This window comes from Mycolicibacterium vaccae NBRC 14118 = CIP 105934 (assembly GCF_001552715.1).
Taxonomy (GTDB): domain Bacteria; phylum Actinomycetota; class Actinomycetes; order Mycobacteriales; family Mycobacteriaceae; genus Mycobacterium; species Mycobacterium vaccae.
In genome coordinates this window covers 1-17,519 of the sequence record NZ_BCRS01000131.1, presented here as the reverse complement: position 1 = coordinate 17,519, position 17,519 = coordinate 1, and the positions used below count along the sequence as shown (strand labels likewise).

Below are 17,519 nucleotides of genomic sequence, written 5' to 3'. Positions count from 1 at the left end.
GTGGGTCAGCCGCACCTCCCGGCTCGTGCGGATCAGCAGCGGCTGACCGACCAGGCTCTCCAACCGGCGGATCTGCGCACTGACGGCAGGCTGTGCCACGTGTTCGCGCTGGGCGGCCCCGGTAAAGCTGCCTTCTTCGACCACCGCGACCAGGTACTCCAGCTGACGAAGCTCCATAAGTATTGATTATAGATTTGTGAACAAAGATCTATTGGACTTATAGGTCAGCACCGGGCACCGTGGACGGCATGGGCACGTACGTGTTGATTCCGGGGATGTGCCACGGCGCATGGTGTTTCGACGGCCTCGCGGCATCGTTGCGGGCGCAGGGCCACCACGTGCTGGCGCTCACGCTGACGGGTGTGGCCGAGCGGTCCCACCTGCTGCCGGGTGCGGTCAACCTGGAGACCCACCTCACCGACGTACTCGCCGCGATCAGGGACGACACGGCCGCGGGCGCGGATCTCGTCCTCGTCGGGCACAGCTACGGCGGCATGGTGATCACCGGTGTCGCCGACCGGATTCCCGACCGCGTGCACTCACTGGTGTTCGTCGACGCGGTGGTGCCGCGCGACGGCGAAAGCTGCTGGGATCTCGTCAACGAGGAGGAACGCGACTGGTACGTGCGGGTCGACGACAGTGGGTTCGGCGTGCCGCCACTGCCGTTCTTCGACCCACGGGCGACGTCGCATCCGCTGGCGACTCTCCTGCAACCACTGCGCCTGCACGGCGGCCTGGGCCGGTTCCGCCACCGGGTGTTCGTCTACGCGCGGGACTGGCCCGGACAGTCACCGTTGCAGCCGTCCTATGACCGGGTCCGCGACGACCCCACCTGGATCTGCCACGAACTCGACGGCAAGCACAACCTGATGCGCGACTGCACCGACGCGCTTCTCACAATCCTGCTCGAGACCGTCCGGCACTGACCGCTCACCGGAACAAAACTGGAACACGTTTCAACTTTGCGCCCCGAACTCGGTACGCTGACCGCGTGTCAGCTTCCACGCAGCCAGCGATCGACGGGTGGTTCGCCACGGACGGGTCGGGCGATCCGTATCTGATCGGCGGTAAGTGTCACCAGTGCGGAACCTTCGTGTTCCCGCCCCGAGCCAACAACTGCCCCAACCCGGGCTGTGACGGCGACGACCTGGCCCAGGTGCCGCTGTCGCGGCGCGGCCGGCTGTGGAGCTACACCGAAAACCGGTACGCCCCACCACCTCCCTACCCCTCACCAGATCCGTTCGAGCCGTTCGCCGTGGCCGCGGTCGAACTCGCCGACGAAGGCCTGATCGTGCTCGGCAAGGTCGTCGAAGGCACCCTGGCCGCCGACCTCAAGGTCGGCATGGAGATGGAACTGACCACCATGCCGCTGTATGTCGACGACGACGGCATCGAACGCATCGTCCACGCCTGGAGGATCGCGGATGCAAAGAGCAAGAAGGGTTCCGCCCAATGAGTCCTGACCCGGTCTACATCCTCGGCGCCGGCATGCACCCCTGGGGCAAATGGGGACGTGACTTCACGGAATACGGCGTCGTCGCCGCCCGTGCCGCCCTGGCCGAAGCCGGCCTGGACTGGCGCCAGATCCAGTTGGTCGCCGGCGCCGACACCATCCGCAACGGGTACCCCGGCTTCGTCGCCGGCGCCACCTTCGCCCAGAAGCTGGGCTGGAACGGCATCCCGATCACCTCCAGCTACGCCGCCTGCGCCTCCGGCTCCCAGGCCCTGCAGAGCGCCCGCGCCCACATCCTGGCCGGCTTGTGCGACGTCGCCCTGGTCATCGGCGCCGACACCACCCCCAAAGGCTTCTTCGCCCCCGTCGGCGGCGAACGCCGCAACGACCCCGACTGGCAACGTTTCCACCTCATCGGCGCGACCAACACCGTCTACTTCGCGATGCTGGCCCGCCGGCGGATGGACCTCTACGGGGCCACCCTCGAAGACTTCGCGAACGTGAAGGTCAAGAACGCCCGCCACGGCTTGGACAACCCCAACGCCCGCTACCGCAAGGCCGCCACTGTCGAGGATGTGCTGGCCTCCCCCGTGGTGTCGGATCCGTTGCGGCTCCTCGACATCTGCGCCACCAGCGACGGCGCCGCCGCACTGATCGTCGCGAGCAAAGCCTTCGCCGAGAAGCACCTGGGTTCGGTCGAGGGAGTCCCCTCGGTGCGCGCGATCAGCCTGCAGTCCCCGCAATACCCGCAGCACCTGCCCGAGCTGCCCGACATCGCCACCGACTCCACCGCCGTGGTCCCCGGGCCCGAGCGGGTTTTCAAAGACCAGATCCTCGATGCCGCCTACGCCGAAGCCGGCATCGGGCCTGAGGACCTCTCGCTGGCCGAGGTCTACGACCTGTCCACCGCCCTGGAACTCGACTGGTACGAACACCTCGGCCTGTGCGCCAAGGGCGAGGCCGAACATCTGCTCCGCAGCGGAGCGACCACCGTCGGCGGCCGCATCCCGGTCAACGCCTCCGGTGGGTTGGCCTGCTTCGGCGAAGCCATCCCGGCCCAGGCCATCGCCCAGGTCTGCGAACTCACCTGGCAACTCAAAGGCCAAGCCACCGGCCGCCAGGTCGAAGGCGCCACCGTCGGCGTCACCGCCAACCAAGGCCTCTTCGGCCACGGCTCCTCGGTCATCGTCGCCAAATAACCCCCCCACCCCCTCCCGCGAGCGTGCGCGTCTGCGGCCAACACGCCGCGGAAATCCCCGAGAACACGCACGCTCACGGCTCAATGGAGCCATGACTGAGGTGATCTCGGTGCGGGTCAAACCGGGCAGCAGCAAGGGCCCGCTGGTGGAAGCCGGACCCGACGGCGTGCTGACCGTCTACGTCCGAGAGCGCGCAGTCGAGGGCAAGGCCAACGCCGCAGTGATCCGGGTGCTCGCCGACCACTTCGGCGTACCACGCAGCCACGTCGAGTTGACCGGCGGCGCGACCGCACGACTCAAGCGGTTCCGCATCGGCTGACACCGCCACGAGCGTGCGGAAAATAGGGAGTTTCCGCGGTGTGTCGCCCGCAGACACGCACGCTCGCGGAGGTGAGGGGGATGTCAGGCGACGCCGAGGTAGGCGGCGCGGATGCTCTTGTCGGACAACAGCTCCCGGGCATTTCCGGTACGGGTGACCTCTCCGGTCTCCAGGATGTAGGCCCGGTCCGAACGACTCAGGGCCTGCTGCGCGTTCTGCTCCACCAGCAGCACCGTGGTGCCCGTGGCGTTGATCTCGGCGATGATCCGGAAGATCTGCGAGATCACCATCGGCGCCAACCCCATGGACGGCTCGTCGAGCAGCAGCACTTTCGGCCGTGCCATCAACGCGCGCCCGATGGCCAGCATCTGCTGCTCGCCGCCGGACAGCGTGCCGCCCAGCTGACTCCTTCGTTCAGCCAGGCGGGGGAAGGTCTCCAGCACCCAGTCGAGCCGCTCGTCGTGTTCGGCCTTGGATGCGAACTTCCTGCCGTAACAACCCATCTCGAGGTTGTCGATGATCGTCATACCGGGGAACACGCCGCGTCCCTCGGGGGCCTGGATCAGACCGTCGGCCACGCGCTTGTGCGCCTTGACGCGGCTGATGTCGGCGCCGTCGAACCACACCGAACCCGAGGTGAGCGGAAGCAGCCCGGAGATTGCGCGCATCATCGTGGTCTTGCCTGCACCGTTGGAACCCAGCAGGGTCACCAGCTCGCCGTCGTGCACGGTCAGCGACACCGAGTGCAGGGCCTTGATCCGTCCGTAGTGCACGACGATGTCGCGCACCTCCAGCAGCACCGGACGCGGATCGGGTTGCTGCTCAGTGGTCTCAGGTGAGCTCATCGTCGGGCACTCCCAGGTAGGCGGCGATGACCTTGGGGTCCTCGCGGATCTCGGCCGGCAGTCCGTCGGCGATCTTACGGCCGAACTCCAGCACCACGATCCGGTCGGTCACCCCCATCACCAGCCGCATGTCGTGTTCGATCAGCAACACGGTGTAGCCGTCGTCGCGGATCTTGCGGATCAGGTCGATCAGCGCGGACTTCTCGCTGGGGTTGAACCCGGCGGCGGGCTCGTCGAGGCAGAGCAGCTTGGGTTCGGTGGCCAGCGCCCTGGCGATCTCCAGCCGCCGTTGGTCGCCGTAGGACAGGTTCTTGGCCTTCTCCTCGCCGCGGTGCGCGATCCCTACAAAGTGCAGTAATGCAGCCGACCTTTCGATCGCCGACCGTTCTTCACGCCGGTGCCGCGGGGAGCGGATCAGCGCCCCGGGAACCGAGGTGCGGTGCCGGGCGTCGGTGCCGACCATGACGTTCTCCAGCGCGGTCATCTCACCGAACAGGCGGATGTTCTGGAACGTGCGGGCAATCCCGAGCCGGGTGATCTGATGCCGTTTGATCCGCCCGATCGGGGAGCCGTCGAACGTGACCGTGCCCGACGTGGGCCGGTAGACACCGGTGATCGCGTTGAAGCACGTCGTCTTGCCGGCGCCGTTGGGCCCGATCAGGCCCAGAATCTCGCCGCGGCGGATGTCGAACGTCACCGCGTCCAGCGCCGTCAGACCGCCGAACTTCACGGTCAGATCCGTGGTCTGCAAAAGCGTTTCGCCTTCACCGGCCTGGATCTCGCGGTGCACGCCGGCAAGTTCGGCGACATTCTCTTTGAAGATCTCCGGCGTGGCCTCGTCCTGCGGCGACGTCATTTGACCGGCTCCGTGTCCGTGGGCTGGGTCCGCAGCAGCTTGCGTGCGGCTCTGGCGTAGGTGAGCAGGTGCTGCCGGGCCGGGAACAGACCCTGCGGACGGAAGATCATCAACACCACCAGCGCCAAACCGAAGAACAGGTACTTCAGGTTGCCCATGTCGATACCCAGGAAGTGCACACCGAGCAGCCGGTTCGGCAGGTACACGATGATGAACGCGCCCAGGATCACGCCGAGCTTGTTGCCCTGCCCGCCCAGCACCACCGCACACAGGAACAGCATCGAGTTGATGATGTTGAACGTCGGCGGTGCGACGTACTGCACCTGGCCGGCGTACAGCGCACCCGAGAGCCCGCCGATCGCCGCGCCGATGGTGAACGCCCACAGCTTGAACTTGAACGCGTTGACGCCCATCACCTCTGCGGCGTCCTCGTCCTCGCGCACGGCGATCCAGGCGCGGCCCACCCGGCTGCGTTCCAGGTTGCCGACCAGCAGCAGGATGCCCACGATCAGGATCAGCCCGAGCCAGAACCACCAGGTGCCGTAGTTCGCGTCGCCGCTCGAATTGGCCACCGAGAACACCCCTTCAGGGTGTTGGGCGTCCTCCCGGAAGTGCGGGAACGCGACCTCGTTGAGCCCGCGCGGCCCGTTGGTGACGTCGGCGAGGTTGTCGGCCAGCAGTCGAATGATCTCGCCAAAACCGAGCGTGACGATCGCCAGGTAGTCGCCGCGCAGGCGCAGTGTCGGGGTGCCGAGGATCAGCCCGCTCAACGCGGTCACCGCCATCGCCAGCGGCACGCAGGCCAACCACGCCCATGGAGTGGTCAGGATGCCCTGCGGGCTCATCTGGTTCCACGGACTCTCCGGGCTGGTCAGCAGCGCGACCGTGTAGGCGCCGACGGCGTAGAACCCGACGTAGCCCAGGTCGAGCAGACCTGCCTGCCCGACCACGACGTTGAGGCCGATCGCGATGATCGCCACCATCGCGAACTGGGCCATCGTGCCGCCGAAGCTGATGCCGGGGGTGTCGATGAAGCCCGGTTTGAACAACGGGGAGAGCGCGATCCCGGCGAACAGGACGATGCCGAACACCCATTTCTGGGCCCGGGTCAGGCCGTCCCACCAGTCGATGATTCGCGTCATACCCGTGCCTTCCCGAGGCTCTCACCGAGTATCCCGGTCGGACGGATCAGCAGCACCAACACCAGCAGCGCGAACGCGACGACATCGCGCCACTGGGTGCCGAAGACAGCCTGCCCGTAGTTCTCCATCACCCCGAGCAGCAGGCCGCCGAGCAGCGCGCCGCGCAGGTTGCCGATACCGCCGAGCACCGCGGCCGAGAACGCCTTGATGCCCAACAGGAACCCGCCGGAGTAGATGATGCCCTGCGGCACCTTGAGGGTGTACAGCAGCGCCGCCGCGCCGGCCAGCAACCCGCCGATCAGGAACGTGGTCATGATGATGCGCTCGCGCGACACCCCCATCAGGGTGGCCGTCGTCGGGTCCTGCGCGACGGCCCTGATGCCGCGGCCGAACTTGGTGCGGTTGATCGCGGTGTCGGTGAGCACGGCGAGCACCAGCGCCGAGACCACGATGACCAGGGTGACGTTCGAGACCGCGACGCCGAACACCTCGAACTGGGTCCTGGGCTGCACCAGCACGATGGGCTGCTGGGCGTTCGGGCCGCCGTAGCCGGGGATCAGTTTGGGCAGGATGAACAGCACGAACTGCTGCAGCACGAACGACATCCCGATGGCGGTGATCAGGAACGTCAACGGCCGGGCGTTGCGCTTACGCAGCGGACGATAGGCGACGAACTCCAACCCGACCGCCGCACTACCCGACACCATCATCGCGAACAGCATCGCGAATCCCAGGTACAGGATCGTCAGTGCCACACCCTTGCTGTAGGCGTTACCGCTCGGCGTGAACCCCAGGATGATGTCGAGCGCGAAGTACGCGCCGAACATGCCCAGCATGAAGATCTCGGAGTGCGCGAAGTTGATCAGGCGGAGCACCCCGAACACGAGGGTGTAGCCGACAGCGACCAGGGCGTAGATCGCTCCCCACGACAGGCCGTCGATCGTCAACTGCCAGAAGCTGTCCACCAGCGCTCCGACGTTGAAATTGATGTTTGCAGCCAGGTCCATCCGGCGGAAAACTCCTCACGGCGCTTCGTGTTGGGCGACAGAGTTACTTGGGCGACAACACTTTTAGGCGACAACGACGAAGCGCGTCCGAGTCAGGTGCTCGAACGCGCTTCGCCTCAGTCGTTACTGGACGTCGTAGATCCAGATCAGGGTGGTGGTGAGCTCACCCTCCGGAGTCCACTGGTACTCGCGGGCCACACCCTGGCCCTGGTAGTTGCGCACGAAGTCGAGCAGCGCCGGGCGTGTGATCGCGCCCGAGTCGATGCCCTTGAGCAGGATCGTGCCCAGGTCGTAGCCCTCGGCGCTGTAGGTGCCGGGCTCCTGGTTGAACTTCGCCGTGTACTCGTCGGCGAACGAACCGGTGGCCGGTCCGCACGGGCAGGCCAGCACCGCGCCCTTGGACGATTCGCCGGCCTGCTTGACGAACTCGGGATCCTTGGTGCCGTCGGCGCTGGCGAACACGCCCTCGAATCCGCCGTCCCTGAGCTGCTGGACGAGCGGGGCCGCTTCGGCGTAGTAGCCGCCGAAGAAGACCGAATCCGGCGCGGCGCCCTTGATCTGGGTGACGGCGGCCGAGAAGTCCTTGTCGCCCTTCTTCACCGAGATGTTGCACGCCGAGTCGGCAACCGGGCCGAGGGTTTCGCGGACCGCCTGGGACAGGCCCAGGCCGTAGTCGGTGCTGTCGTCGACGACGCAGACCTTCTGGTGGCCCAGGGAGTTCTTCAGGTAGTTGGCGACCGACGGGCCCTGCACGCCGTCGTTGGCCAACCCGCGGAAGAAGGTCCGCCAACCGTTCTTGGACAGGTCGACATTCGTCGCCGACGCGGTGACCGAGACGAGCCCAGCCTGGTCGAAGACGCCGCCGGTGGCCTTGGTCTCGCCGGAGAAGGCGGGACCGACCAGCCCGATCGTGTACTGGTCGTTGACGATCTGCGGGGCGATGCCGGTGGCCTTCTGCGGGTCACCTTCGGTGTCGAACGGGATGAGCTGCACCTGGCAGCCGGGATTCGCCTCGTTGTGCTTGTCGACCGCCAGCTGCACACCGTTCTTGATGTTGATGCCCAGGGCGGCGTCGGGGCCGTTGAGGGCACCGGCCATGGCGATCGACACCGGCGGGCAGGTGGCGTTACCGTCACCGGCCGGATCGGCGGGTTCGGCACCTTCGGAGGCAGCGACCTCGGCACCGCTCTGGTCGATCTGCACCTTCTCCACGATCTTGAGGTTCGTCTGCGACGCCTCTTCCTCGGGCGTGCTCTGGCTGCAGCCGGCCATGGCCAGCACAATCAGACCCGCACTACCGACAGCAAATGCATTGCGTGCCACGCGACCGCGCACGTATCACCTCCGGTTCGATGTTCTGCTCGACGCCGTGGGCCGGACCGTGCACAAACCGGAACGACACTGCGGCGATGCTCCGCGACGACCATAACCAACCCATCGCCGCCGTGCGTGCTGTTGGAAAACGCGCCGCGCCGGTAACCGGGGTGAAAGGGCGAAAGGACGACTGTGGAAACGCAGACTTAACCGGTGGCGCCGCCCCGGAGGACGGTTCCCGGCGCTAGGCCGTGGGTTCGGCGGGCGGATCCAGGGTCTCCAGGACCACCTCGGCGACCCGCTTCATGGTGGTGCGCCGATCCATCGCCGCACGCTGAATCCACTTGAACGCCTCGGGTTCCGTCATCCCCTGCTTCGATTGCAGCAAACCCTTGGCCCGCTCGACGAGTTTGCGGGTCTCCAGCCGGTCGGAAAGGTTGGCGACTTCCTTCTCCAGCTCGGCCATCTCACTGAACCGGCTCACTGCCAGCTCGATGGCCGGGATCAGGTCGGTGATGCTGAACGGCTTGACCAGGTAGGCCATCGCCCCGGCGTCCCGGGCCCGCTCCACCAGCTCACGCTGGCTGAACGCGGTCAGGATGACGATCGGGGCGATGCGCTTGCTGGCGATCTCCGAGGCGGCGTCGATACCGTCGCGCCGCGGCATCTTGACGTCCATGATGACCAGGTCAGGGCGCAGCGACTCGGCCAGCTCGACGGCTTCCTGACCGTCGCCGGCCTCACCGACGACCTCGTAGCCCTCCTCGCGGAGCATTTCTGCCAGGTCGAGCCGGATGAGGGCCTCGTCCTCGGCGACCAGGACGCGGCGCGGCGTGACGACGGCGTCTGACGGCGACGCGGAAGCAGATGACATCCCAACATTGTGAACGGCACGGGCCGGATGAGCGAGCGCGGGGCCATCATCTAGGGTGGTAGGCCGCGCCCTCGTATCCCAACTGGCAGAGGAAACGGATTCAAAACCCGTACAGTGTGAGTTCGAATCTCACCGAGGGCACCACGCAAGATCCGGCGTCACCAGATGCCGAGCACCTTCATCCACAGCCCGCCGATCGACGTCCAGATCGCGATGTTAAGCACGCTCATCAGGAAGCCGATGCGGAACAACTCCGCGGTCTTGACATAGCCCGATCCGTAGATCACGCCGGCCGGCCCGGACGAGTAGTGCGCCAGCCCGCCGAACAGGCTGCCGATGAAGCCGAACACCAGCGCGGCGAACAGCGGCGGCGCCCCGGTGGCGATCGCGGCGCCGACGAACACGCCGTACATCGCCACGATGTGCGCGGTGTTGGACGCGAACAGGTAGTGCGAGTAGAAGTAGACCGTCGTCAGGATCGCGAACGCCGCCAGCCACGGCAGCGCGTCCACCGATCCGGCCACCGACTCTCCGATCCAGTCGATGACCCCGAGCTGGTTGAGTTCGGCGGCCATGCCGACCAGGACACCGAAGAACACCAGCGTGCTCCACGCAGAAGTGTTGTCGGCCAGGTTCTTCCAGGACAGCACGCCGGTGATCAGCAGGACCGCGATCCCGGTGAATGCGGCGGTGGTGGCGTCGATATCGAGAAAGTCGCCGAGGCACCACAACAGCAACAGCAGCACGAACGTGGCGGCCATGATCCATTCGTGCCGCGACATGGGTCCGGCCTCGCGCAGCTGGGCTCGCGCTTCGTCAGGCGCTTCAGGCGTCTTGTCGACCGTCGGCGGGTAGATCTTCGACATCACCCACGGCACGGCGATCAGGCTGACCGCTCCCGGCACCATCGCCGCCAATGCCCATCGGCCCCAGGAGATCTCGATACCGAAATCCCGGGCTGCCGCTTGTGCGACGGGATTGCCGGCCATCGCGGTCAGGAACATCGCCGACGTGACGACGTTGACCTGTAATGCGGTCAGGGTCAGGAACGCACCGAGCCTCTTGCGCGATTCCTCGGGTTCGGGATGGGAGTCCTCCAGCCGGCTCAGTGAGGCCACCACCGGGAACACCACTCCCCCGCACCGTGCCGTGTTCGACGGGGTGGCGGGCGCCAGGATCAGATCGGTCAACGCCATGCCGTAGGACAACCCCAGCGTCGAACGCCCCAGGCGGGTGACGAACAACAACGCGACGCGCCGCCCGAGGCCGGTGATCAGGAACCCCTCGGCGATGAAGAACGCGGCGACGATCAACCACACCGTCGTGTTGGCGAAACCGGCCAGCGCCCTGGCTGCCGACTCGGTCTTGGTCAGCATCGCCGCCGCCATCCCGATCAGCGCCACCGCACCCGTGGGCAGCGGCTGCAGGATCAGCCCCAGGATGGTGCCCAGGAAGATGCCCAGCATGCGCATCCCCGTCGGCTCCACGCCTTCGGGCACCGGCAGGAAGTACACCACCGCAGCGACCAGCACTGGGATCCCGGCCTTCCACAGATACGGCACCCAGGGTCTGCTCACCGGCGTCCTCCGCCCTCAGTCGGGTCTGCCCCGCAAGCGGGACCGCACCACTTCCCGGTTCACCGCGGCGACGGCGGTCAGCGGGATGCTCTCCGGACACACCACCGAGCACTCCCCGTAACTCGAGCAGGGCCCGAAGTCCTCTTCCATCTGGGCCACCATCGTCTTGGCCCGTCCGCCGCGCTCCTCGCGGCCGCGGGTCATCACCGCCAGATGCAGCAGTTTGGCCCCCGCGTAGAGATGAGCCGCGCCGTTGGGGCAGGCCGCCACACAGGCCCCGCAGCCGATACACGCGGCGAAATCCAGCGCGTACTCGGCGTCGTCGTGCGGAAGGGGTTCGGCGTCGGCGTCGGCCGCGGTGCCTGCGTCCACGGCGACGTTGCCTCCGGCGATCATCATCCGGTCGAGCGCGAAGCGGTCCACCACCAGATCCCGCACCACCGGGAACGCCGCCGAGCGGAACGGCTCCAACCGCACCCGCGCGCCATCGGTGAACGACCGCACGTGCTGACGGCACGACGGGGTGTTGGCCAGCGGACCGTGCGGGCGGCCGTCGACGGTGATCCCGCACGACCCGCACACTCCCTCCCGGCAGTCGGAGTCGAACGCCACCGGGTCGCGGCCCTCGGCGACCAGAGCGTCGTTGAGCCGGTCCAGCAGTTCGAGCAGCGACATCTCCGGCACCGCATCCTCGACGACATAGGACTGGTACCCGCCGGGCGACGCGGCGTCGGCCTGCCGCCAGATGTCCAATATGAGCTTCACACAGACCCTTTCACGCGTAGTTCCGGGTCTGCAGCGGCACCGCGGAGAAGGTGAGAGGTTCGTCGCGGCGCACCGCGGGGCCGTCGCCGTGGTGTTGCCAGGCCGACACGAAGCACCAGTGCTGGTCGTCGCGCTGGGCTTCCCCGCCGCTGGTCTGATGTTCCACCCGGAAATGTGCCCCGCAGGATTCGTCGCGGTCCAGCGCGTCGATGCACATCAGCCGCGCCAGCCCGAGAAAGTCGGCCACCCGGCCGGCCTTCTCCAACTCCTGGTTGAACTGCGCGCCGGATCCGGCCACGCGCAGATCCGACCAGAAGTCCGCGGTCAGCGCGTCGATGTCGACGATCGCGGCCTTGAGCCCGGCCTCCGAGCGTGACACCCCGCACCCGCGGTAGAGGATCTCGCCGAGTCGGCGGTGGAAGCGGTCGGGCCCCTGCGTGCCGTCGATGGACAGCAGCGCGTCCACCCGCCGTTCGACGTCGGCCAACGTCGCTCTCACCGCGGGCTGGTCGAGTCCCGGCGGGGTGGTGCCGAGCAGCCCCGCGAGATAGTTCGGAATCGCATAGGGCAGGGTGAACCATCCGTCCACGCACGCCGACAGCAACGAGTTGGCGCCGAGCCGGTTCGCGCCGTGATAGGTCCACCCCGCCTCGCCGGCCACGAAAAGCCCTGGTATCGAGGTCATCTCGTCGAAATCACTCCACAGGCCACCCATCGCGAAATGCGCCCCCGGGGCGATCCGCATCGGCACCCGGTAGGGGTCCTCGCCGGTGGCGTCCCGGTACATCGAGAACAGGTTGCCGTACCGCTCGGCGATCTTGTCCCGTCCCAGCTTCGCCAGCGCGTCGCGGAAGTCCAGATAGACACTGTTTTTCAGCGGACCCACGCCGTGGCCGGCCTCGATCTGGGCCCGCGCAGCCCTGGAGGACACGTCGCGCGGCGCCAGGTTGCCGTAGGCCGGGTACATCCGCTCCAGGTAGTAGTCGCGCTCGGTTTCGGGAATGTCGTTGGCGGGGCGCTCATCTCCGGCCCTCTTCGGCACCCAGATCCGGCCGTCGTTGCGCAGCGATTCGCTCATCAGAATGGTCTTGGACTGCCACTGCGAGTTCACCGGCAGCGCAGTGGGATGGAACTGGATGAACGACGGTGAGGCGAACAACGCGCCGCGCAGGTAGGCACGCCAGGTCGCGCTGGCATTGGAGTTCCTGGCCAGCGTGGAGCGGAAGAACACGTTGCCGTAGCCACCGGTGGCCAGCACGACCGCGTGGGCGGTGAACGCCCGCACCTCGCCGGTGATCAGGTTGCGCGTGACGATCCCGCGGGCCACCCCGTCCTCGACGATCAGGTCCAGCATCTCGCTGCGGGTGTGCAGGTTCACCGTCCCGGCGTCGACCTGACGCAACAGTGCCTGGGTGGCGGCGATCTGCAACTGCTGACCGGTCTGCCCCCGGGTGTAGTACGTCCGGGAGACCTGCACTCCGCCGAACGACCGGGTGGCCAGGCTGCCGCCGTACTCCCGGGCGAACGGCGCGCCGATGGCGTTCATGTGGTCGATCACGCGGGCGGACTCCTGGGCCAACCGGAAGCAGTCGGCCTCCCGGGCCCGGAAGTCGCCGCCTTTGACGGTGTCCTTGACGAAGCGGCCGACGCTGTCGTTGTCGACCTTTCGTCCGCGCGCGGCGTTGATCCCGCCCTGGGCGGCGACGCTGTGTGCGCGTCGCGGCGCGTCGTGGAAGGTGAAGGACTCGACGTGGTAACCGAGTTCGGCCAGCGCCGCCGCGCAACCGGCGCCCGCGAGTCCGGTGCCGACCACGATCACGCTGAACTTGCCGCGGTTCAGCGGGCTGACCAGTCGGTAGTCCAGGAGGCGCCGTTCCCAGGCGGTGGCGGGATCACCCGGAGGCACCCCGCCGTCGACGGCGCCGCCGACGATTCGCAACGAGCCGGGGGCGGTCACAGCACGCCCAGTTGGACGGCGACGGGGATGGACATGTTGCCGACGGTCACCGACAGCGCCAGCAGTCCGCCGAGGGCGACGAGCACCTGACGTGCGCGGTGGCCGGTCACCCCGAGATCGTTGACCACCGTCCACAGTCCGTGGACCAGATGCGAGCCGAGCACCGCCATCGTCAGGAAGTAGAACAGCGCGACCGCGGGTCGCTCGAAGCTGGCGATCAGATTGTCGTATGCCTGGCCCGGCTGGAACGCCTCACTGGCGGCCGGCCGGGTACCGGTCGTGAGATCGAGGATGTGAAAGATGATGAACAGCAACAACACAACGCCACCGACCAACATCGTTTGCGCGGTGAAGGTGCGTAGCGACCGCATGCCGGCACGCCGGAAACGGCCACGCGCCCGGTACCCGCGCACGGCGAGCATGACCGCTGCGCCGACATGGCCGACAAGGCACGCGACGAGCACCACCCGGAAGATCCACAGCGCGCCCTCGTAGGGCAGCAGCGGCTCGCCGAGCGTGCGCAGCCAATGCGCGTAGTCGTCGAAATGCGCGGCGCCCGTGTACACCTTCAGGTTGCCGATCATGTGCACCAGGACGTACAACGCGAACACCACACCGGTGAACGCCATGATCAGCTTGAGCGTCACCGACGAAGGCTGGGTGCGCCACCGCCATTCACCACGCTGGCGGACCGGGCCGCGGGCGACCTCGTGACCGGCATCGGCGTTGTCGGTGGGTGCCGCGTCGTCAACGGTGGATGCCACGATCACCCCCAACCTGCCCCTGGCACGAAGCTACTCCCCGTCATCCCAATGCGCAGTCGATCAGGAGCCCGGAGCGCTACTCTTTGGCCGTGGTCAACGTTCGGCCGGTCTGCGTCCCCGGGGGCGTGCAGGACAGCCCTGGGTGGTCACCGGAACGGCATCGCGCCGAACGCATCAGCCGACGGATCCGGGTGCTGATGATCGCGAGCTGGATCGCGTCGGTGGCGTCGACGGCGTTCGGGGTGTTCCAACTGGCACTCGGCGGTTCCATGTGGTGGCTGGGCGTGGTGAACATCGTCTGCGGCGTGGTGTTTCTGACGATTCCCCGGATGTGCCGGTTCGGCGAGTTGATCGCACCGCTGACGTTCGTGACATTCGCCTACGTATCAGTGGGTTTCATCTGCTACCACATCGGCACCGGCTCCGGATTGCAGTTCTACTTCCTGGTCGCGGCGTCGCTGCTGGTGCTCGTGCTGGGCATCGAGCGGATTGTCCTGGCGTCGGTGATCGCCGCCGTCGGGGCGCTGATCACGATCGGCCTGGAAGTGGCTGTACCGCACGACCGTGGTCTGGGGCCACCCTGGGCGCTGACCGCCGGTTTCGTCACCGCGGTGGTGACCTCGGGGCTGATGATCGTGGCGACCATCTGGTACACGATGCGGGAGATCTACCGCGCCGAAGAGGCGATGGACGCCGAGTACGAACGCTCGGAACGGCTGCTCACCAACATCCTGCCCGAGCCGATCGCCGAGCGGCTCAAGGCGCCGACGCGCTCGGTGATCGCCGATGCATACGACGACGCGTCGATCCTGTTCGCCGACATCGCCGGTTACACGAAACGGGCCAGCGACACCGGGCCCGCCGAACTGGTGTGGTTTCTGGATCAGTTGTTCACCGATCTGGACGCGCTGGTCGACCGCCACGGCCTGGAGAAGGTCAAGACCAGCGGTGACTCCTACATGGTCGTCAGCGGCGTACCGGTCCCCCGCGACGACCACATCGAGGCACTGGCTCACTTCGCGCTCGACATGGCCGCCGCGGTCGCCGATCTGAAAGATTCACGGGGGCGCGATGTCCCGTTACGCATCGGGATGGCGACCGGGCCGGTCGTAGCCGGAGTGGTGGGAGCCAAGAAGTTCTTCTACGACGTGTGGGGCGACGCGGTCAACGTGGCCTCGCGGATGGAGACCACCGATGTCGAGGGCCGTATTCAGGTGCCCGACGACGTCTATGAGCGCCTGCGGCACCGGTTCGTCCTCGTCGAGCGGGGTCTCGTCGAGGTGAAAGGCAAAGGCCCGATGCACACCTGGTATCTGGTGGGCCATCGGGCCGCCTCCGGCCTGATTGTCGGCTCCGCCGACGGCATTACACCTTCCGGTTCTCCGACTTGAGCAACCAGGCCAGCTTCTCCAGCCCGTCGGTCAGCTGATGCAGGATGTCGGCCGTGCTGGGATCCTCGGCGTCGACGCTGTCATGGACGGTCCGCAGGGTGTCCACCGCGGCGTAGATGCGCGCGGTGACCAGGTCGACGACCTCGCCGCTGCTGCGCTCGAAGGCGGGGAACTCCGGCAGCGACGTCGTCGCTGCCACCGTGTCGGACCTGCCGTCGGGTACCGCGTCGAGCGAGCGCATCCGCTCGGCGACGATGTCGCTGGATGCCCGGGCGAAATCGACGACTTCGTCCAGTTGCAGATGAAGGTCGCGGAAGTTGCTGCCGACCACGTTCCAGTGCGCATGCTTGCCCTGCAGGTGCAGCTCGATCAGATCGACGAGTACCTGTTGAAGAGCAGCGCTCAATTCCGGCGAGGCCTGGAAGTGGGCGACTTCGGCTTCGGTCTTACGTGCGTTCTTCAGTGTGCTCATGCTCATCACAACGCCTCCTTTTCTGGACTCAGTCCAGATTAGCACGTGGTTTTCGTCACCGCCTGCTCGTCCTGCCGGTCCAGCAGACGCGCGTAGCCGGCACCCATCCCCAGCAGGATCAGACCGACGACGATGAACACCGCGACGCGGAACATCCCGCCCAGGGTGCCGAGGTCGAACAGGAACAGCTTGGCCATCGCCGCCGCCACCAGACCGAGCCCGCCACTGATCGGGACCGAACGGTCCTCACGCGGCAACCGGGCCGCATAGCCGAACACCGCGGCGGCGATCGCGATCCAGCAGATGGTGGCCACCATGTGCCCGGCGAAGAAGCCCCCGTCGTCGCCGGAGATCAACATCCCCGCGGTCACCGTGAACGATGTGACCGCATAGCCGATCACGGCCACGGCCCCCACCCAGAGCACGCTCTCGTCACGGTTCCACGCCCAGACCACCGCCACCGCAGCCGCAGCGAGCAGGACGCTGGACACCAGAGTGGACACGCCGCCGGCAGCGCCGATACGCACGGGCTCCAACAGCGCCTCCGGCGGCGAGACGGCCAGGTGCGCACAACCGCCGACGATCGCGAAACCGATTGCCGCCCAACGTGCGACCGTGTCATGCCGCCCCACCAGTGCGACGGTCACCGCCATCGCCAGCAGCACCGGCCCGGCGATCCTGCCGTCGAACGCGACGGTCACGGCGATCAGCGCGGCCACCGCCGAGGTCGCCGAGAACACGTGCCGCGCCACCCCCGGCACCCCGGGCAGACGGTCACCGGCCAGCACGATGGCCAGCAGGGCCGCGGCCAGCGCGGCGGCCATCAGGGCCGCGACCACCCGGTCGACCGCCAGTGATGCGCACAGCACCGGAAGCACCCCTGCCGCGGTCAACAGCGCCATCCCACCGCGGTTTCTGCTCCCGGGCAGCAGAAGCAACGCGCCGAGTAGGGCCACCGCGGCCGCGATACCGCAGGCACCGGCCAGCCAGAGGTCCTGGCGGGAGTCGACGTATCGGGCGGGCAGCGCGATCAGCAGGGGCAGAACCGCAGCTGCGGTGCGTGCGGCGTGCAGCCCGATCCAGTCCCTGCCGAGCTGCACGGGCAGGGACACCGCGGCCAGCGTGAGCATGAACCCGACCAGCAGCAGCGAGATGCCGTCGGTGAGGACCGGCGCCAGGACCAGCAGAGGAACCAGCACCAGCAGCCCGAGCTGCTGGGAATCCCAGCGCCGGGCCAGTGTCAGCCCGCCGCCGGCGATCACCGAGGCGAGGACGAGTCCCGCCGGCGCCGGCATCCAGTCGTAGATCACCGTGACCGCGATGACGTCCATGTACGCGGCGGCCACGCCGGTGGCCGCCAGCGCGATCGCGCCGACCCGTCCGCCGGGCCGGCGCTGGAGCCAGCAGCCCGCCACGACCAGCCCCGCGGCCAGTGCGCCGCCCGCGGCGACCCGGAACTCAGGTCGCAGGATCCCGGCCTGGGCGGCCAGCACGAGCAGCAGCACCACGCCGATCAGCGTGACCGCGACACCGGCGACGGCGAGCAGCTTGCCGATCCAGCCCTGTGAACGTTCGCGACGCACC

18 protein-coding genes and 1 tRNA gene are annotated in these 17,519 nt (G+C 67.5%); 6 read left to right on the top strand and 13 right to left on the bottom strand.

Going from position 1 to position 17,519, the window contains the following annotated elements; all coding sequences use genetic code 11:
* Positions 1 to 177, bottom strand: a 177-nt coding sequence (locus MVA01S_RS21920) for a LysR family transcriptional regulator (protein WP_159426339.1), incomplete at its 3' end; no start/stop codon positions are given.
* A gap of 71 nt (positions 178 to 248) precedes the next feature.
* Here MVA01S_RS21920 and MVA01S_RS21915 point away from each other — a divergent pair.
* The 4 genes from MVA01S_RS21915 (at position 249) to MVA01S_RS21900 (ending at position 2,971) form a co-directional block, all read left to right on the top strand.
* The gene (locus MVA01S_RS21915) at positions 249 to 926 is read left to right on the top strand and encodes an alpha/beta fold hydrolase (protein WP_003931923.1); all 678 of its coding nucleotides are present in this window, start codon (positions 249 to 251) and stop codon (positions 924 to 926) included.
* A 65-nt stretch (positions 927 to 991) separates the two neighbouring features.
* The gene (locus MVA01S_RS21910; RefSeq protein ID WP_003931922.1) at positions 992 to 1,456 is read left to right on the top strand and encodes a Zn-ribbon domain-containing OB-fold protein; all 465 of its coding nucleotides are present in this window, start codon (positions 992 to 994) and stop codon (positions 1,454 to 1,456) included.
* On the top strand, positions 1,453 to 2,652 hold the full coding sequence (locus tag MVA01S_RS21905) for a lipid-transfer protein (RefSeq protein ID WP_003931921.1): 1,200 nt from the start codon (positions 1,453 to 1,455) through the stop codon (positions 2,650 to 2,652). Before MVA01S_RS21910 ends, MVA01S_RS21905 begins: the two co-directional genes overlap by 4 nt.
* A gap of 91 nt (positions 2,653 to 2,743) precedes the next feature.
* Entirely contained in the window at positions 2,744 to 2,971 is a 228-nt protein-coding gene (locus MVA01S_RS21900) for a DUF167 domain-containing protein (RefSeq protein ID WP_003931920.1), read from the top strand.
* An 83-nt stretch (positions 2,972 to 3,054) separates the two neighbouring features.
* On the opposite strand, the gene MVA01S_RS21895 is transcribed toward MVA01S_RS21900, so the two are convergent.
* From MVA01S_RS21895 to MVA01S_RS21870, 6 genes are all read right to left on the bottom strand, one after another.
* A complete protein-coding gene (locus MVA01S_RS21895) occupies positions 3,055 to 3,816 on the bottom strand; it encodes an ABC transporter ATP-binding protein (protein ID WP_040542165.1) in 762 nt (253 codons plus the stop codon).
* Positions 3,803 to 4,672, bottom strand: a complete 870-nt coding sequence (locus MVA01S_RS21890) for an ABC transporter ATP-binding protein (RefSeq protein WP_003931918.1) — start codon at positions 4,670 to 4,672, stop codon at positions 3,803 to 3,805. Before MVA01S_RS21890 ends, MVA01S_RS21895 begins: the two co-directional genes overlap by 14 nt.
* Positions 4,669 to 5,814 carry a branched-chain amino acid ABC transporter permease gene (locus tag MVA01S_RS21885; RefSeq protein ID WP_003931917.1) on the bottom strand — a complete coding sequence of 382 codons (1,146 nt, stop codon included), beginning with the start codon at positions 5,812 to 5,814 and terminating at the stop codon, positions 4,669 to 4,671. The genes MVA01S_RS21890 and MVA01S_RS21885 overlap by 4 nt, the downstream gene beginning before the upstream one ends.
* Complete coding sequence (locus MVA01S_RS21880; RefSeq protein WP_003931916.1) at positions 5,811 to 6,821, bottom strand: branched-chain amino acid ABC transporter permease; 1,011 nt, start codon at positions 6,819 to 6,821, stop codon at positions 5,811 to 5,813. Before MVA01S_RS21880 ends, MVA01S_RS21885 begins: the two co-directional genes overlap by 4 nt.
* A gap of 123 nt (positions 6,822 to 6,944) precedes the next feature.
* Positions 6,945 to 8,156, bottom strand: coding sequence for a branched-chain amino acid ABC transporter substrate-binding protein (locus tag MVA01S_RS21875; protein ID WP_040542162.1), 1,212 nt, complete (start codon positions 8,154 to 8,156; stop codon positions 6,945 to 6,947).
* Positions 8,157 to 8,379: 223 nt separating this feature from the next.
* Positions 8,380 to 9,009: a two-component system response regulator PdtaR gene (locus tag MVA01S_RS21870; RefSeq protein ID WP_003931914.1), complete on the bottom strand. Its 630-nt coding sequence runs from the start codon at positions 9,007 to 9,009 to the stop codon at positions 8,380 to 8,382.
* Positions 9,010 to 9,076: 67 nt separating this feature from the next.
* Between MVA01S_RS21870 and MVA01S_RS21865 the strand changes: the two genes are divergently transcribed.
* Positions 9,077 to 9,153, top strand: a tRNA-Leu gene (locus tag MVA01S_RS21865).
* A 14-nt stretch (positions 9,154 to 9,167) separates the two neighbouring features.
* On the opposite strand, the gene MVA01S_RS21860 is transcribed toward MVA01S_RS21865, so the two are convergent.
* Genes MVA01S_RS21860 through MVA01S_RS21845 form a run of 4 tightly spaced genes read right to left on the bottom strand, consistent with a single transcriptional unit; the run spans position 9,168 to position 14,078 of the window.
* Positions 9,168 to 10,571, bottom strand: a complete 1,404-nt coding sequence (locus tag MVA01S_RS21860; protein ID WP_003931913.1) for an anion permease — start codon at positions 10,569 to 10,571, stop codon at positions 9,168 to 9,170.
* 30 nt (positions 10,572 to 10,601) lie between these two features.
* A complete protein-coding gene (locus MVA01S_RS21855) occupies positions 10,602 to 11,351 on the bottom strand; it encodes a succinate dehydrogenase/fumarate reductase iron-sulfur subunit (protein ID WP_003931912.1) in 750 nt (249 codons plus the stop codon).
* Positions 11,352 to 11,361: 10 nt separating this feature from the next.
* Complete coding sequence (locus MVA01S_RS21850) at positions 11,362 to 13,308, bottom strand: fumarate reductase/succinate dehydrogenase flavoprotein subunit (protein ID WP_003931911.1); 1,947 nt, start codon at positions 13,306 to 13,308, stop codon at positions 11,362 to 11,364.
* Positions 13,305 to 14,078 (bottom strand): succinate dehydrogenase cytochrome b subunit, encoded by a 774-nt coding sequence (locus MVA01S_RS21845; RefSeq protein ID WP_003931910.1) that lies wholly within the window; start codon positions 14,076 to 14,078, stop codon positions 13,305 to 13,307. The genes MVA01S_RS21850 and MVA01S_RS21845 overlap by 4 nt, the downstream gene beginning before the upstream one ends.
* An 83-nt stretch (positions 14,079 to 14,161) precedes the next feature.
* Here MVA01S_RS21845 and MVA01S_RS21840 point away from each other — a divergent pair, with 83 nt between their 5' ends.
* Positions 14,162 to 15,463, top strand: a complete 1,302-nt coding sequence (locus MVA01S_RS21840; protein ID WP_064635116.1) for an adenylate/guanylate cyclase domain-containing protein — start codon at positions 14,162 to 14,164, stop codon at positions 15,461 to 15,463.
* On the opposite strand, the gene MVA01S_RS21835 is transcribed toward MVA01S_RS21840, so the two are convergent.
* Complete coding sequence (locus MVA01S_RS21835; protein ID WP_003931908.1) at positions 15,438 to 15,941, bottom strand: Dps family protein; 504 nt, start codon at positions 15,939 to 15,941, stop codon at positions 15,438 to 15,440. The two genes, MVA01S_RS21840 and MVA01S_RS21835, sit on opposite strands and share 26 nt — an antisense overlap.
* Positions 15,942 to 15,973: 32 nt before the next feature.
* A partial coding sequence (locus tag MVA01S_RS21830) for a DUF2339 domain-containing protein (RefSeq protein ID WP_060941688.1) occupies positions 15,974 to 17,519 on the bottom strand: 1,546 nt, incomplete at its 5' end.

Bases quoted from the DNA above. Each gene is read 5' to 3' on its own strand.
- MVA01S_RS21915 (WP_003931923.1), top strand. From the start codon at position 249: ATGGGCACGTACGTGTTGATTCCGGGGATGTGCCACGGCGCATGGTGT.
- MVA01S_RS21905 (WP_003931921.1), top strand. From the start codon at position 1,453: ATGAGTCCTGACCCGGTCTACATCCTCGGCGCCGGCATGCACCCCTGG.
- MVA01S_RS21900 (WP_003931920.1), top strand. From the start codon at position 2,744: ATGACTGAGGTGATCTCGGTGCGGGTCAAACCGGGCAGCAGCAAGGGC.
- MVA01S_RS21895 (WP_040542165.1), bottom strand. From the start codon at position 3,816: ATGAGCTCACCTGAGACCACTGAGCAGCAACCCGATCCGCGTCCGGTG.
- MVA01S_RS21890 (WP_003931918.1), bottom strand. From the start codon at position 4,672: ATGACGTCGCCGCAGGACGAGGCCACGCCGGAGATCTTCAAAGAGAAT.
- MVA01S_RS21885 (WP_003931917.1), bottom strand. From the start codon at position 5,814: ATGACGCGAATCATCGACTGGTGGGACGGCCTGACCCGGGCCCAGAAA.
- MVA01S_RS21880 (WP_003931916.1), bottom strand. From the start codon at position 6,821: ATGGACCTGGCTGCAAACATCAATTTCAACGTCGGAGCGCTGGTGGAC.
- MVA01S_RS21870 (WP_003931914.1), bottom strand. From the start codon at position 9,009: ATGTCATCTGCTTCCGCGTCGCCGTCAGACGCCGTCGTCACGCCGCGC.
- MVA01S_RS21835 (WP_003931908.1), bottom strand. From the start codon at position 15,941: ATGAGCATGAGCACACTGAAGAACGCACGTAAGACCGAAGCCGAAGTC.